At 68.5% G+C, this 14,571-nt stretch carries 10 protein-coding genes; 6 read left to right on the forward strand and 4 right to left on the reverse strand.

All coding sequences use genetic code 11. From position 1 onward, the window contains the following. Positions 1-158: 158 nt before the first annotated feature. Genes KF791_08990 through KF791_09000 form a run of 3 tightly spaced genes read right to left on the reverse strand, consistent with a single transcriptional unit; the run spans position 159 to position 3,711 of the window. On the reverse strand, positions 159-884 hold the full coding sequence (locus KF791_08990) for a response regulator transcription factor (GenBank protein MBX3732717.1): 726 nt from the start codon (positions 882-884) through the stop codon (positions 159-161). Then, positions 881-2,887, reverse strand: coding sequence for a hypothetical protein (locus tag KF791_08995; GenBank protein MBX3732718.1), 2,007 nt, complete (start codon positions 2,885-2,887; stop codon positions 881-883). Before KF791_08995 ends, KF791_08990 begins: the two co-directional genes overlap by 4 nt. Positions 2,888-2,937: 50 nt before the next feature. After that, entirely contained in the window at positions 2,938-3,711 is a 774-nt protein-coding gene (locus KF791_09000) for a hypothetical protein (GenBank protein ID MBX3732719.1), read from the reverse strand. Between the two features lie 1,030 nt (positions 3,712-4,741). Between KF791_09000 and KF791_09005 the strand changes: the two genes are divergently transcribed. From KF791_09005 to KF791_09020, 4 genes are read left to right on the forward strand one after another with little or no spacing between them, the layout of a single operon-like run. After that, positions 4,742-5,785, forward strand: a complete 1,044-nt coding sequence (locus tag KF791_09005) for an SDR family oxidoreductase (protein ID MBX3732720.1) — start codon at positions 4,742-4,744, stop codon at positions 5,783-5,785. Then, a complete protein-coding gene (locus KF791_09010) occupies positions 5,782-7,017 on the forward strand; it encodes a methyltransferase domain-containing protein (GenBank protein MBX3732721.1) in 1,236 nt (411 codons plus the stop codon). Before KF791_09005 ends, KF791_09010 begins: the two co-directional genes overlap by 4 nt. Before the next feature lie 4 nt (positions 7,018-7,021). Continuing rightward, positions 7,022-7,579, forward strand: a complete 558-nt coding sequence (gene rfbC / locus KF791_09015; GenBank protein MBX3732722.1) for a dTDP-4-dehydrorhamnose 3,5-epimerase — start codon at positions 7,022-7,024, stop codon at positions 7,577-7,579. Positions 7,580-7,637: 58 nt separating this feature from the next. Further along, entirely contained in the window at positions 7,638-8,891 is a 1,254-nt protein-coding gene (locus KF791_09020; protein ID MBX3732723.1) for a Tm-1-like ATP-binding domain-containing protein, read from the forward strand. Here KF791_09020 and KF791_09025 read toward each other — a convergent pair. Continuing rightward, positions 8,833-9,918, reverse strand: coding sequence for an iron-containing alcohol dehydrogenase (locus KF791_09025; GenBank protein MBX3732724.1), 1,086 nt, complete (start codon positions 9,916-9,918; stop codon positions 8,833-8,835). The genes KF791_09020 and KF791_09025 overlap by 59 nt on opposite strands. Positions 9,919-10,469: 551 nt before the next feature. On the opposite strand from KF791_09025, the gene KF791_09030 reads away from it, so the two are divergent. Then, positions 10,470-13,154, forward strand: coding sequence for a PSD1 domain-containing protein (locus KF791_09030; protein ID MBX3732725.1), 2,685 nt, complete (start codon positions 10,470-10,472; stop codon positions 13,152-13,154). A 30-nt stretch (positions 13,155-13,184) separates the two neighbouring features. Then, a complete protein-coding gene (locus KF791_09035; GenBank protein MBX3732726.1) occupies positions 13,185-14,549 on the forward strand; it encodes a DUF1501 domain-containing protein in 1,365 nt (454 codons plus the stop codon). The last annotated feature ends 22 nt before the right edge of the window (positions 14,550-14,571 follow it).

Consider the following 14,571-nt stretch of genomic DNA (forward strand, 5'->3'; position numbering starts at 1 on the left):
GGACCAGGCCTGTGGAGACTCCACCCGCGTACGCCGGAGGTTCGCCCCACCGGAATTCTGAGAGGCGCCCGCCGGTTCGCGGGGCATTTTCCCGACGGGTCGCCGAATAGGGGGGGACGAAGCCGCCGGGCACCCCCGGGGCGCGGGGAACTTTGGGCCTACGGCGATTCGCGCCGCTCCCACACATAGCCCACGCCATGAAGGGTGTGGATCCACCGGGGGCGGGCGGGATCAGATTCCAGCTTCTGGCGAAGCCCGGCAATGTGCCGGTCCACCGTGCGGGTGGTCGGGAAGGCGGTGCAGCCCCACACCTGGTCCAGAAATCGTTCGCGACTGATGACCTGGCCGGCGCACCGCATGAGCAGCCAGAGGGCGTCGAATTCCTTGGGCGTCAGCGGCACCTCCGCTCCCTCACGCGTGACGCGCCGTCCGGCGGGATCCACGAAGATGGTGTCGAAGCGGAGGCTTTTGGGCGGACGACCCTCCTCGGACCGTCGGCGCAGCAGGGCCCGGACCCGCGCCAGCAATTCGTCGCGACTGAAGGGCTTCATCAGGTAGTCGTCGGCGCCAAGGTCCAGACCGCGAACGCGATCGTCCACGCCGCCGCGGGCGGTCAGGATCAGTACCGGGATCCGCAGTTCCAGGCGCCGGAGTTCCCGGCACACGGCGAAGCCGTCCAGCTGCGGCAGCATCAGATCCAGCAGGATCAGGTCGGGGGACTCCCGGGTGGCGCGACGCAGTCCTTCGACCCCGTTGGAAGCCGTCAGCACGCGGTAGCCCCGCCGATCCAGGCAGTCGGCGAGGATGGTCCGCATCGCGGGTTCATCCTCGATCACCAGGATGCGTTCGCGGGGTTTGGCGGGATCCGGCGGGGCCTCGCTCATCGGGACAGGGGCAGGACGACGGTGAAGCGGGCGCCGCGACCGGGCGCGCTGCAGACCTGGAGCGTGCCCTCGTGGGCGGTGACGAGCCTGCGCGCGATGGCGAGGCCGAGTCCGACGCCGGTGGTTTCCCGGCGCAACTCGGAGCCGCGCCGGAAGAAGGGCTCGAAGATGCGGGCATGATCGGCGGACGGGATCCCGGGACCGTGGTCCGTGACGGAAATGGCGGCCACCATGGGCGTCTCGCGAAGTTCCAGGGCAAACTCGATCTCGGTGTCCGGGGGCGCGTGTTTCAGGGCGTTGTCCACCAGGTTTCCCAACACCTGTTGCAGCGCCCCGGAATCCACGGTGGCCGGCACGGGTTCTTGCGGCAGGTGCAGGCGCAGCCGCACGTCGCGTTCGACGGCGGCGGGTGCCATCGAGTCGCGGGTGGCGCGCAGGACGTCCCGGAGGTCCACGGGCGCCCGTTCCATCGGATCCGCATCCCGCTCCAGCCGGGCGTGCCTGAGGACGTTCTCCACCAGGCGGCTGAGGCGCCCGGTTTCGCGGACGATCAGGGAGTGATAGCCGGTGCGCCGGGCCGATTCGGCCTCGGGCAGATCGGACAGTTCCTCGGCGATCAGCCGTACGGCGGCCAGGGGCGCCCGAAGTTCATGAGTGACGCTGGCGACGAAGTCGGACTGCATTGCCGCGAGGCGCTGTTGACGCCGGAAGGCCCACACGATCGCCAGCGAGGCTGCGGCGGTCAGGGCGAAGGCGATGCCCGCCACCAGGACCATGCGGCGGGTTCGAAGATCGAGGGCCCGGTCGAGGCCGGCGGGGTTGGCAAGGTGCAGCGCAACCCGGATCAGTGGGGTCGGGGCGTCCGAGTCCCCGGACTGGCCCAGCAGCGCCTGTCCGGCCCCCGGCGGCACGGCCTCTTCGCCCGCGACCCGGACCGCGGCGGCGAGGTGTGCCGGCAGCTCAAGTTCCGCCAGAACCTGTGTCAGTGCCTGGTGCAGGTGGGTTGTTCGGCGGAACAACCACCAGCGTCCCTCCGGCAGGTCGTGGCGGGTCAGCAGTCCGGGGTCCTCCCCGGGGATCCATCGCCACTCCGGGACTTCATGGGTGGCGCCGTCCAATGACATCAAGTCGGTGAACCGCCGGATCGTCCGGCGGGTCTCGTCCTGATGGGCAGCCACCGCCCGCCAGGCGGCGATGGCCCGGGCCTCTTCCGGCAGGAATTCGTCGAGCAGGGATGGGGACAGCCGGCGCCGGACCAGGGATTCATGGAACAGGCGGTCGAGCAACTGGACCCGGACGGCTGCGGCGGCGGGGGTCGCGTCCACCTCGGCGGCGTGGATCCACCCGCGCAGGGCGAGGAACCGAGTCGGGATGCCGGTCTCGCCGGGCCATTCCGCCGGCGCATCGGCGACCGATCGAAACAGGGCGGATGCCGGTTCGGGGTAGCCGGATTCCAGGAGGGCGCGAGCGGTGTGGAGGCGAAGGACGCCCTCGGCGGACGTGCCGGCGGCGGCTTCGAGAGCGGCCTGCCAGGCCGTCACCCGCCGGGAGGCCGGGGCGTCGGGGGGGATTCTTGCGGCCTGATGCCATGCGCGGAGGAGCGGACCGGGCAATTGAAGGGCCTCGAGGCGGGGGCCTCCGGACGACGCGGCCGGGATCACGGGCGGGGGATGGGCGAAGCCGTCGCTGACAAACCAGGCGGTGGCGTGGGCGTGCGCGTGTGCGATGCGCAGGCCGGGATCGGCCTCCGGCGGACCCGGGCTGGCAGCATGGGCCTCGAGGTCGGCCCGGCTGGGCAGGGTCAGGTCCATCAATGCGGACCGGAGCCGCGCGGCACAGCGTCCGGCGAGGGCCGCGGCATCGTCGCGCGCCGCCATCCAGCCGAGCGCCCGTTCCCGTCGGACGGCGTGGATCCCCAGCGCGAGGACCAACAGGGCTGGCAGGGCCCCGAGGCCTGCGAGCAGCAGAAATCGGCGATGGTGGAGCGAAGGGCTGGACATCATTCCCCGGGATCCGGGGCGGAACGGTGACAGGGCGGTTGCGCGAAACCGGGCTAGAATTTTGGGGTGGCCTTACGGATCTCCTTTTCCAAGGCGGCCAATTCCTCGGTCAGGATTCGTTGGGCCGATTCGAGCCGGCTCCGATGGATTTCCAGACCACGCAAAAACTGAGACCGTGCTCTATTCATCGCACTGACGTGCATCTCCCGATATTCTCGGGTTACATTCTCCGCCATACCATCCACCTTCCTTAGGGCCTCATCGTATCCCTTGAGCAGTGTCAGCATTTCGGTGTCCTCAATCAGTGACGCGGGGAACGCATTGGGGTTCTCTATGGAAATGGCCTGCAACTCGCGTCGCACTTTTCGCAGTTGGGCGGACACCTGAGCCGTTTCGCCGCGAAGGGTCGCCAGCGCGTCCAGCCTTCCTCCCGTCAGGTTCACAGTGACCGGCGGTGGCGGCGGCTGTGCCTGTCCTTGCGCTGTTGCTGGGTTCCCGCCTTCGAACGTTCTAACCAGGCCGTAGCGTGCCGCCAGTTCCGGTGGCATGGAAAACAGTGGACCCGGAGCCTCAGATGCAAGGCGTTCACGACTGCGCGTTGCCGGTTCATTGAGGTCGGCAAACTCAGTTATGATCCGGGTGTGGAGACTCCGGGCGCGCTCCTCGTTCCCGAGTTTTGTCGCCACCTCCGCGAGCCGGAACAGAGCTTCAGCGGCTTGAGGGCGAAGAGAATCAAACCGGCTGACGACCGCCTGATATTCTTTGGTCGCCCGCTCGAGGTCGTGGTCCCCTTCTTCAGCGAGTTTTGCCGCCTGGAGGGACGCCACTTCCGGGGCGTTCTCAGGAGATTGCTGGGGGCGCACGGCCGGGGCCGCCGTGAGGACCAAGATGGCAAGGGCGAGACGTCGGACGGCAACGCAGGAATCGAGTTTCATGGTGTGGCAAGCGTGGCTCCGGCTGCGGCGGGAGTTGTTCCCGAATTGTAACGATTTGAGTTCGGCCCGTGCTTTGCAGCGTGCTTTTGGGGTTGCGAGTGAGCCAGTCGTTTCTTCGGCTGCGGCTTCGGGTTTTGTGGGCGCATCTCAGGGTCCACCATTGACCTGTCCCTCTGATGCCGGATTTCACCAACCCGGTGGGGACGCTCTGCGGAGCCGTCCGCGCGTGGGGTCACCAAAGGCCCGGCTCGCGGCGACACGTACGGTTCGGCGGGAGCCTCACCCCACCGGGTCAAGGCCTCACCCCGCCAGGGAAGATCCGCAGCCCATCCGGCCACCCATCTGTCCCCCTGATGTTGGATTTCCCCTCGGTGGGGCGCTCCTGACGAGCCGTTGGCTTCATTGCAATCCCGGGCTGTGGGGAGTCCACGGGCGCCTCAGAGGGATCTTCGTACCCCACCGGGGGGGTGGGGGGAGGGCCCACCATTGACCTGTCCCTTTGTCGACTCCCCCCGCGCGGGACCCTTGACCTGTCCCTCTGATGTCGGATTTCACCAACCCGGTGGGGACGCTCTGCGGAGCCGCGCGTGGGGTCGCCAAAGGCCCGGCTCGCGGCGACACGTACGGTTCGGCGGGAGCCTCACCCCACCGGGTCAAGGCCTCACCCCACCGGGTAGCGGCCTCACGCCGCCAGGGAAGATCCGCAGCTCATCCGGCCACCCACCTGTCCACCTGATGTCGGATTCCCCCCCGGTGGGGCGCTCCTGACGAGCCGTTGGCTTCATTGCAATCCCGGGCTGTGGGGAGTCCACGGGCGCCTCAGAGGGATCTTCCCACCGGGGGTGTGGGGGAGAGGATGAGGGGGGCGGGGGGTGGGGCTTCGGATTGCCGCGGTGGGAGTTCTTCGGCAGGGTGCCGCGCCGTGCGCATTCTGATCACCGGCAACCTGGGCTATGTGGGGCCGGGCGTCGTCCGCCACCTGCGAGCGGTGTGGCCCGAGACCGTGCTGGTGGGATTCGATACCGGATATTTCGCCCATTGCCTGACGGGCGCGGCGGTGTCCCCCGAACTGGGGCTCGACATGCAACACTTCGGGGACTTGCGCCGCTTGCCGGCGGGCTTGCTGGCGGGCGTGGATGGGGTGGTCCACCTGGCCGCCATCTCCAATGACCCGATGGGCAGCCAGTTCGAGGAGGTGACGCTCGAGATCAATCACCGGGCCGGCGTGGCGCTGGCCCGGGCGGCCCGGGCCGCCGGGGTGCGATCCTTTGTGGTGGCCTCCAGTTGCAGCGTTTACGGGGCGGCGGCCGAGGGCGCCCGCAGCGAGGCCTCGGCGGTGGACCCCTTGACCGCCTATGCGCGCAGCAAGGTGCAGTTGGAACGTGATCTGGAGGCGCTGGCCGGACCGGAATTCCGCGTCACGTGCCTGCGGTTTGCCACCGCGTGCGGGTGGAGTGAGCGGCTGCGACTGGACCTTGTCTTGAATGACTTCGTGGCCAGCGCGCTGGCCACGGGACGCATTTCCGTGCTGAGCGACGGGTCGCCATGGCGTCCGCTCATCCACGTGGACGACATGGCCCGGGCCATCGAATGGGCGGCGACGCCCGGGCGGGCCGGGCACGACTACCTGGTGATCAATGCAGGTTCCGACAGCTGGAATCATCAGGTGCGCGATCTGGCTGCGGCGGTCGCGGTGGCACTGCCGGGCGTGACGGTGTCGTGCAACGCCTCGGCGGCACCCGACCGCCGGAGCTACCGGGTGGACTTCTCCAAATTCCGAACGCTGGCGCCGGACCATCAGCCTGTCGTGGATCTGGCGACGGCGGTGGCGGGGCTCCAAAGAGGCCTGGAGGTGATGAAGTTTTCGGATCCGGAATTCCGGCAATCTTCTTGGATGCGTCTGCACACCCTGCGCGCGCACTTGGCCGCGGGACGACTGGACGACCGTCTGTACTGGCGCGCATGAATCCGTTTGTCTGCCGTTCCTGCGGGTCGGGCGATGGGCTGCCGGTGCTGGACCTCGGCCTGCAGCCTCTCGCCAACCATTTGTTGCGTCCGGAGGAGCTTGCCGCCGCGGAACCGCGGTTTCCGCTGCGCGTCGCGGTGTGCAGGGACTGCTGGCTGCTGCAGATCCTCGACGTCATCCCGCCGTCCGAATTGTTCTCCGAGTATCTCTACTTTTCGTCGGTCTCCGACGCCCTGCTGGCCCATGCCGCGGACGCGGCGGCGCGCCACCGGCGGGAGTGTACGCTCGGGGCGGGCAGCCTGGTGGTGGAGATTGCGAGCAATGACGGATATCTGCTGCGCAACTTTGTGGAGGCCGGCGTTCCCTGTCTGGGCGTGGAACCGGCGCGCAACATCGCCGAGGTCGCCCGGCAGCGGGGCATCCGGACCCGCACGGAGTTCTTTGGTGCAGACTGCGGGCGCCGGATCGCCGCGGAGGAGGGAACGGCGGACCTCATCCTGGGCAACAACGTTTTCGCCCACGCACCGGACACCAACGATTTCGTCGCCGGGCTGGCCGTACTGCTGAAGCCGGGTGGACGCGTCGTGCTCGAATTCCCCTATGCCTGCGATCTGGTCGAGCACGGCGAGTTCGACACGATTTATCACGAGCACGTGTTTTATTTTACGCTGACCGCGGTGGAGCCGCTGCTGGCACGCCACGGACTGGAGGCGTTTGACGTCGAACGTCTCGACATCCACGGGGGATCCCTGCGGCTGTCCCTGGGTCATTCGGGGGCGCATCCGGTCCGCGACACGGTCGCGTCCCTGCGGCGCGAGGAGATGGACAAGGGCGCGGGTGGCCCCGGCTACTATCAGGCCTTCGCTGCGCGGGTGCATCGGCTCCGGGACGAGTTGATCGCCCTGCTGGAGCGTCTGCGGGCGGAGGGGCACCGGTTGTGCGCCTACGGGGCCTCGGCGAAGGGCAGCACGCTCTTGAATTTCTACGGGTTGGGACGCGACGGGCGGGACTGGATCGAGTTCGTGGTGGATCGCAGCCCGGCCAAGCAGGGGCGCCTGACCCCGGGCAGCCATCTGCCCATCCTGCCCGTTGGCGAGTTGCTGACGCGGGAGCCACGGCATGCGCTGCTGCTGACCTGGAACTTTGCCGACGAAATCCTCGCGCAGCAGGCGGCGTGGCGCGCAGCGGGCGGCCATTTCATCGTGCCGCTGCCGGAGGTTCGCATCGTCTGAGGCCATGCAGTTCACGCCCGCACGACTGGATGGCGTCTGGGTCCTCAACCTGGAGCGGCGCGAGGATGCACGGGGATTCTTTGCGCGGACCTTCTGCGAGCGGGAATTTGCGGCGCACGGGCTCAATACCCGATGGCCACAGGCGAACCTGACGCGCACCAACCGCCGCGGCATGTTGCGGGGATTGCACTGGCAGGCGGCGCCGCAAGCGGAGATCAAGCTGGTCCGATGCGCCGCGGGGAGGATCTGGGATGTGGTGGTGGATGTCCGCCCGGAATCACCCACTGCTGGCGGGTGGGAGGCGTTCGAGCTCACGGGAGACGGAACGCAGCAGGTTTATGTGCCGGCGGGATGCGCCCATGGGTTCCAATGTCTGGAGGACGGCAGCGAGGTGACCTATCTGATGTCCGCAGTTTATGAGCCGGCGCTCGCCCGCGGACTTCGGTGGAACGATCCGGACCTCGCCATCCCATGGCCGCTGCCCGACGCGGTGGTGTCCGATCGGGACGCCGCGCTGCCGTCCTGGGAGGCGGTTCGGGAGACCCTGCGCGGGCCCGGGTGACCGGGGGGACGGCGGGGTTGTCCCCGGGGGCGGAAGTTCCCTAGGCTCGTCCCACGCCATGGCCACGATTGCGGTTCTCGGAACGTTCGACACCAAGGGTGCGGAGCATGCGTATGTTGCGGACCTGATCCGCCAGCGGGGCCACACTCCCCTGCTGGTGGATGTCGGCACACTGGAGGCGCCGACGGTGACGCCGGAGATTGGACGGGAGGTGGTGGCCGCCGCGGCGGGTGCGGATGCTGCGGCCCTCGCCGCGCGCCGGGATCGGGGCGAAGCGGTGGCGGCGATGACGCGCGGGGCGCCGATTCTGCTTGCGCGTCTGCATGCCGGGGGGCGGTTGGACGGCGTGATTTCGCTTGGCGGCGGGGGCGGCACGGCCATCGGCACGGCGGCGATGCGGGCGTTGCCGCTGGGGGTGCCCAAGCTGATGGTGTCCACCCTCGCCAGCGGCAACACGGCCCCCTACCTGGGCGTGAAGGATCTTGTGATGATGCCCAGCGTGGTGGATGTGGCCGGGCTGAACCGTCTCTCGCGCCGGCTGCTGGCCCAGGCCGCCGGGGCGATCTGCGGGATGGTGGAGGCGCGTGTGCCGGAGGGCGCCGCCGACCGCCCGGTCATCGTGGCATCGCAGTTCGGCAACACCACCGCATGCGTCACCGCCGCCCGGGAGCTCCTGGAGGCCGCCGGATTTGAAGTCCTGGTGTTTGCCGCCACGGGCAATGGCGGACGCACCATGGAGTCCTTGATCGAGAGTGGTCTGGTGTCCGGGGTCCTCGATGTGACCACCACCGAGTGGGCCGACGAACTGGTGGGGGGCGTGCTGACTGCGGGCCCGACCCGCTGCGAGGCGGCGGCCCGGCGCGGGGTGCCCGCGGTCCTCGCCCCGGGCTGCCTCGACATGGTGAACTTTGGCGAGCCGTCCAGCGTACCGGAGCGATTTCGCGGACGACGTTTCTACCAGCACAATGCCCAGGTGACGCTCATGCGCACCACGCCGGAGGAGAATGCGGAGCTTGGACGACTGCTGGCCGACAGGTGCAACCTGTCCATCGGCCCGGTGACCGTCCTGCTGCCGTTGAAGGGGATCAGTGTGATCAGCGCCCCGGGGCAGCCGTTCCACTGGCCTGAGGCAGATGCCGCGCTTTTTGCCGCCTGGAAGCAGCACCTGCGGTCCGACATCCCGGTGATTGAATACGACGGTGCGATCAACGACCCCGGGTTTGCCGGGCTGTGCGCCCGGACCCTGCTCAAGCTCATCCCGGCGGACGGCTCCCGGGAGCGGGCGACGGCCAGTCCGCGTAGCGCGACGTGATGCGCTGCCGGAGGTCGGCCACGAACCCGGGCGTGATCTCCGCCTCATGGGCGATGCCGTACCAAAGTCCGGTGTCATGGACGAACGCCCGGAGGTTCACGAGCGCTGTTTCGACCTGCGTCCAGGTGATGCCCATCGCCTCGGGGCGGATGTCCACCCCGGCCCCGTGGATCGCGTTCAGGAGCTCGTCCGCACGGTCTTCATGCAGCAGCGCCCCCACCACCAGCCCCAGACAGACCGGCTGGCCGTGGATGAACTTGCGTCCGGTGAAATACTCCAGCGCGTAGAAGACGAAATGCTCCACGCCCTCGATCGGTCGCGGGTTCCAACCCGCATTGTGGAACGCCGCGCCCGCCCAGCGCATCGCCGTCATGAGGGTGCGCATTCCGGATTCATTGACGGCGCGAATGTCCTCCAGGCCGGACAGCACGGTTCCGAGCACGGCCTGTGCCGCCCCGACGAGTTGCGGGTCATAGGGCCATTGCGGCTCCGTGCGCCCCCGGTCCCGGGCCAGGCGCCAGTCGGCGTGGGCCGTATGAAAACACAGCACCTCACAGATGCCGCTGCGGTTGAGGGCGGGCGGGGCGGCGGCGATGACGTCGAAGTCCACATAGACCGCCTCGGGCACGGCGTAGCCGAGGTAGCGGACCCTTCCGCCGAACCGGAGGCCCGCCCGGTGGCCGAAGGGGGCATCCACGGTCATGGCCGTGGGCACCTGGAACAGCGGCAGGCGCCGGGACCACGCGATGAACTTCGCCACGTCCACCGCCTGGCCGCCGCCGAGTCCAATCACCGAGCCGCAGGACGGCAGCCGCTGCAGATCCTGCTCGAGGGCATCTGCCTCCAGTGTGGTCACCTCGTAATGCCCGGCGCAGTGCCGATCGAAGTGCGCGCAAAATTTTGGCCACAGGTCGGCCATCGTGACCACCAAGTACGGTCGGTGCGCGATGAGGGGCAGTTCGGGGATGAGGCGCCTCCCGAAGATGGTGGTGAACTGGTGGCCAGTGGCGAAGGGATCTTGCGGCATGCGGTCAACGGATTCCGGGGCATCAGGGTGTCGGGGTGTTGCTGTGGAGGCGAGCCTGCGGTGGACCGGTCGTTGACCTTGGGCGCGTGGGCGGGAGGCCAGGTCCCTGGGTGAGTTGGGAATCGGGATTTCGGGTGACGCCGCGGCGGCGGCCGGCCTTGGGCCCGGAGAGCGGTCCCCCATCGGGCCGGGTCAATTTGCTCCAAGTTGCCGACGGTTTCGTCCAAGCCATTGCCGTGTCCGGCTTGCAAATTGCCGGCAACTTCGCCTTCTTGGAGACACTACCGACCCCCGGCATGAAGCCGCCGCGATTCATCATCCGAGGTGCCGCCGTGTTGAGAGCGCTGGCCGTGGTGCTCGCGGGACCGGCGGCTGGCACCGCGATCGCGGATGCGACGTTCTTTCGGGCGGTCAACCTCAACGGGCCGCCGCTGGTGCTTGACGGGCGCGCCTGGGAGGGAGGCGACACCACCAACCTGGTGGTTGCGGGAATGGCATTCGAAAACCAGGCGGTCCCCCTGAGACCCGCCACCGACGCCGTGCGCGCCTCGATGATCCGTTCCAGTCGGTGGGGCAGTGCCGTGGACGTCACCCTCAACGGGGTGCCGCCCGGGGACTATCAGGTGTTCCTCTACGTGTGGGAGGACAACCACAGCGAGCAGTTCGACCTGCTGCTCAACGGCCGCCTCGTCCAAGGGAAATTTCACAGCGGTGCCGCCGGGTCCTGGCGTCGCCTTGGGCCCTGGCCGGCGGTGGTTTCCGCGTCGGACCGCACGCTGACGGTGGCGGCAAGGGGTCCGGGACACGGCGCCGCCAATCTTTCGGGAATCGAGGTCTGGGCGGGGACCGGTCCGGTGCCCGAGCCCGACGTTCCGTCGTTCGTGGTTCTTCCCACGCCGGACCAGGTCGCGTTCTTTGAGCGGCGGATCCGCCCGGTCCTCTCCGAGCACTGCTACGAATGCCACAGTGCCGCTGCGGCGAAGCTCAAGGGCGGATTGCTCCTCGATTCGCGGGCCGGGGTGGTGCGCGGGGGGGATACCGGCCCCGTGGTGACGCCGGGCGAGCCCGACGCCAGCCTGCTCATTCGCGCCATCCGTCATGCCGACCCCAACCTCACCATGCCGCCCAAGGGCAGGCTCCCGCCCGAAGTGGTGTCCGACCTGGAGTCCTGGGTGCGGCAGGGGGCGCCCGACCCCCGGATGGACGATACGGTGGCCGCGGCGAAATCCCGGTCCGAGATCCACTGGGATGAGGCGCGGGCGTGGTGGTCGCTGCGACCATTGGCCGACGTCCGGCCGCCACCGGTGTTGCGGCGCGACTGGCCGGCGGGTCCGCTGGACGCGTTCGTGCTGGCGCGGATGGAGGCCGCGGGATTGCAGCCGGCGTCGGATGCCAACCGCGCCACGCTGCTCCGGCGCGTGACCTTTGACCTCACCGGGCTGCCGCCGACGCCGGAGGAAGTCCGGGCATTTGTCGGGGATCCCTCACCGGATGCGTGGACGGCGGCCGTGGACCGGTTGCTCGAATCGCCGCAATACGGCGAGCGTTGGGGGCGGCACTGGCTGGACGTGGTGCGGTATGCGGACACTGCGGGGGACAACTCGGACTTCCCCATCCCGCAGATGTACCGGTACCGCAACTGGGTGATCGAGGCGTTCAACCGGGACCTGCCGTACGACCAGTTCATTCGCGAACAGCTTGCGGGGGACCTGCTGGCGTCGGAGGACGGTTCGTGGATTGGACGGATCGTCGCCACCGGGTATCTGGCGAATGCGCGGCGGTTTGGATCCCGTGTGGATGATTATCCGCAGCATCTGACGATTGAGGACACCCTCGACAATCTCGGCCGGGCTTTTCTCGGGCTGTCCATCAACTGCGCAAGGTGTCACGACCACAAGTTCGATCCGATCACCACCGAGGATTATTACGCGCTGTACGGGATCCTCCACAGCACGCGTTATCCCTGGCCGGGAATCGAGCTCGACCAGAAACAGCGCGATCTGGTGCCGCTGGTGCCGGCGGCGCAGATGGCGGAGGCGGAGGCGGCGCGGGCGGCGCGCGATGCCGCGCAGCGTCGGCTGGAGAGGGAGGTGCAGCGGCTCAAGGATTCCCTGAAGGAAACGCCGGCGGAGTCCAAACCGGACGTCGAGGCCCGGATCCGGGAGGCGGAGCAGGCCGCCCGCGACCATGCGCTGTCGCCACTCCCCTTTGAGCTTGCCTATGCCGTCGCGGACGCATCGCAGACGGGCAATGTCGCGGTCCAGCAAAAGGGCGACCCGGCGCGTCCGGGCGCCGAGGTGCCGCGGCGGTTCCTCACCGTGCTCGGGGGGGCGGCGCTGCCGCCGGGGGAGACGTCCAGCGGGCGCCTCCAGCTTGCCGCCTGGATCGCCGATCCGTCGAATCCCCTGACCGCCCGGGTCATGGTCAACCGGATCTGGCTGCACCATTTTGGTCGTGGCCTGGTGCCCACGCCCAATGACTTCGGCCGCCAGGGGCGTCCGCCCTCGAATCCGGAGCTGCTCGACTGGCTGGCCCACCGGTTTGTGGAGTCCGGATGGTCGGTGAAGGCCATGCACCGGCTGATCCTCGGTTCGCGCACCTGGCGGCAGTCTTCGGCACGTTGCGAGATCGCGCGGGAACGGGACCCGGCCAACGAGCTGCTGTCCGGGTTTCCGCGACGGCGGCTCGACGCCGAGTCGCTGCGGGACACGCTGCTGACGCTGGGGGGCACCCTGGACCTCAGTCCGGGCGGGGCGCATCCGTTCCCGCCGTCCACGGAATGGAAGTTCACCCAGCACAACCCGTTCAAGGCGGTGTACGACACCCCGAAGCGCAGTGTGTATCTCATGACCCAGCGCATTCAGCGCCATCCCCTGCTGGCGACCTTCGACGGGGCCGATCCGGCCGCGAGCACTCCGGTGCGGCTGGCAAGCACCACGCCGGTGCAGGCGCTCTTCCTGCTCAATGATCCGCTGGTTCATGACCAGGCGGCGCGGTTCGCCGGGCGGCTGGTTGCCACCGGTGGCGACGAGGTATCGCGGATTCGTGAAGCCCACTGGAGGGCCTGCGGGCGCGATGCGACCCCGGAGGAGGTGGCCGCGGCGCGCGGGCATCTGGACGCCGCAATGACCCGGTTGCGGGACGCTGGAATGTCGGAGGACGCGCTCGAGGCCGCTGCCTGGCAGTCGCTGGTCCGGGTCCTGTTCCGGCTGAATGAATTCCTGTACCTTGACTGATCGCACCCCATGAAGCCTCCCCGACCATTGATGCGCCGGCGCGCCGTTCTCCAGAGCCTGGCGGGCACCTCGCTCCTGCTGCCGGGGATCGTGTCGCACCTGCTCGCTGAGTCGGACGCGGGCGGACCGCTGGCTCCGAGGCCGCCGCATCATCCGGCAAGGGCCCGGCGGGTGATTTTCATTTTTTCCAACGGGGGCGTGTCCCACATGGACACGTTCGATTACAAGCCGGTCCTGTTTGCGGCGGACGGCAAGACCATGGGCGTCGGGGGCGGCCTGTCGAACCAGCAACGCCGGCTGCTGCGCCCCGGCTGGGCGTTTCGCCCGGGCGGCCAGTGCGGCACGCTGGTCAGCGACCTCTTCCCCCACCTGCGGGAGCGGGTGGACGACCTCTGTCTGATCCGCTCAATGAAGTCCGACGACAACGAGCACTACCAGGCCACCCTGGCGATTCACACGGGCTCGTTCTTCTTCTCGCGACCGAGCATCGGGTCCTGGGTGAGCTACGGGCTCGGGACCGAGAACCGGAATCTGCCGTCGTTTGTGGTGTTGTCGCCGCACATGCCCTACGCCGGCACGCAGATCTTCAACAACGACTTTCTGCCTGCGGACCATCAGGGGGTGCGGGTCATCCCGGGCCGGGAGCCGATTGCGAACCTCGAGCGTCGCACCCCGCAGGAGGGCTTGCAGGAGCTGGAGCTCGACCTGGCCGATGCCTACAACCGCCGCCACCTGCAGGACCGTGGCGTCGAGGGCGAACTGGCCGCGCGGATCCGGTCCTACGAGACCGCCTTCCGCATGCAGGCCGAGGCGGGAGGGATCTTTGACCTGTCGCGGGAGTCCGACGAAACCCTTGCCCTTTACGGGCTTCAGCGGGGGGTGTCCGAGGGCTTCGGGTGGCAATGCCTCGTCGGTCGCCGTCTTGCGGAACGCGGGGTGCGGTTCGTGGAGTTGGTGGACGGCAGCTCCAGTCACAATTGGGACCAGCACGGGGACATGGCCGATCACGCGAAACACGCACGCAACATTGACCAGCCGATCGCGGGACTGCTCCTCGATCTCAAGCGCCGGGGCATGCTGGACGACACCCTGGTGGTGTGGACCACGGAGTTCGGTCGTACGCCGGGTGTGGATGGCGAGAAGGGCCGCGGACATCACAGCGCCTGCTTCTCCTCATGGATCGCCGGCGGCGGGGTCCGCGGCGGCATGGTGTATGGCGCCACCGACGATATCGGCGCCACCGTCGTGGAAAACCGGGTTCACGTGCATGACTTCCACGCGACGATCCTGCACCTGCTGGGCATGGACCATGAGCGGCTCACCTACCGTCATGGAGGTCGGGACTACCGCCTGACCGACGTGCATGGGAATGTCGTGCATGCACTGCTCGCCTGAAGCCGCACGACGGGACCGGGCT

Source organism: Verrucomicrobiia bacterium (genome assembly GCA_019634635.1).
Taxonomy (GTDB): domain Bacteria; phylum Verrucomicrobiota; class Verrucomicrobiia; order Limisphaerales; family UBA9464; genus UBA9464.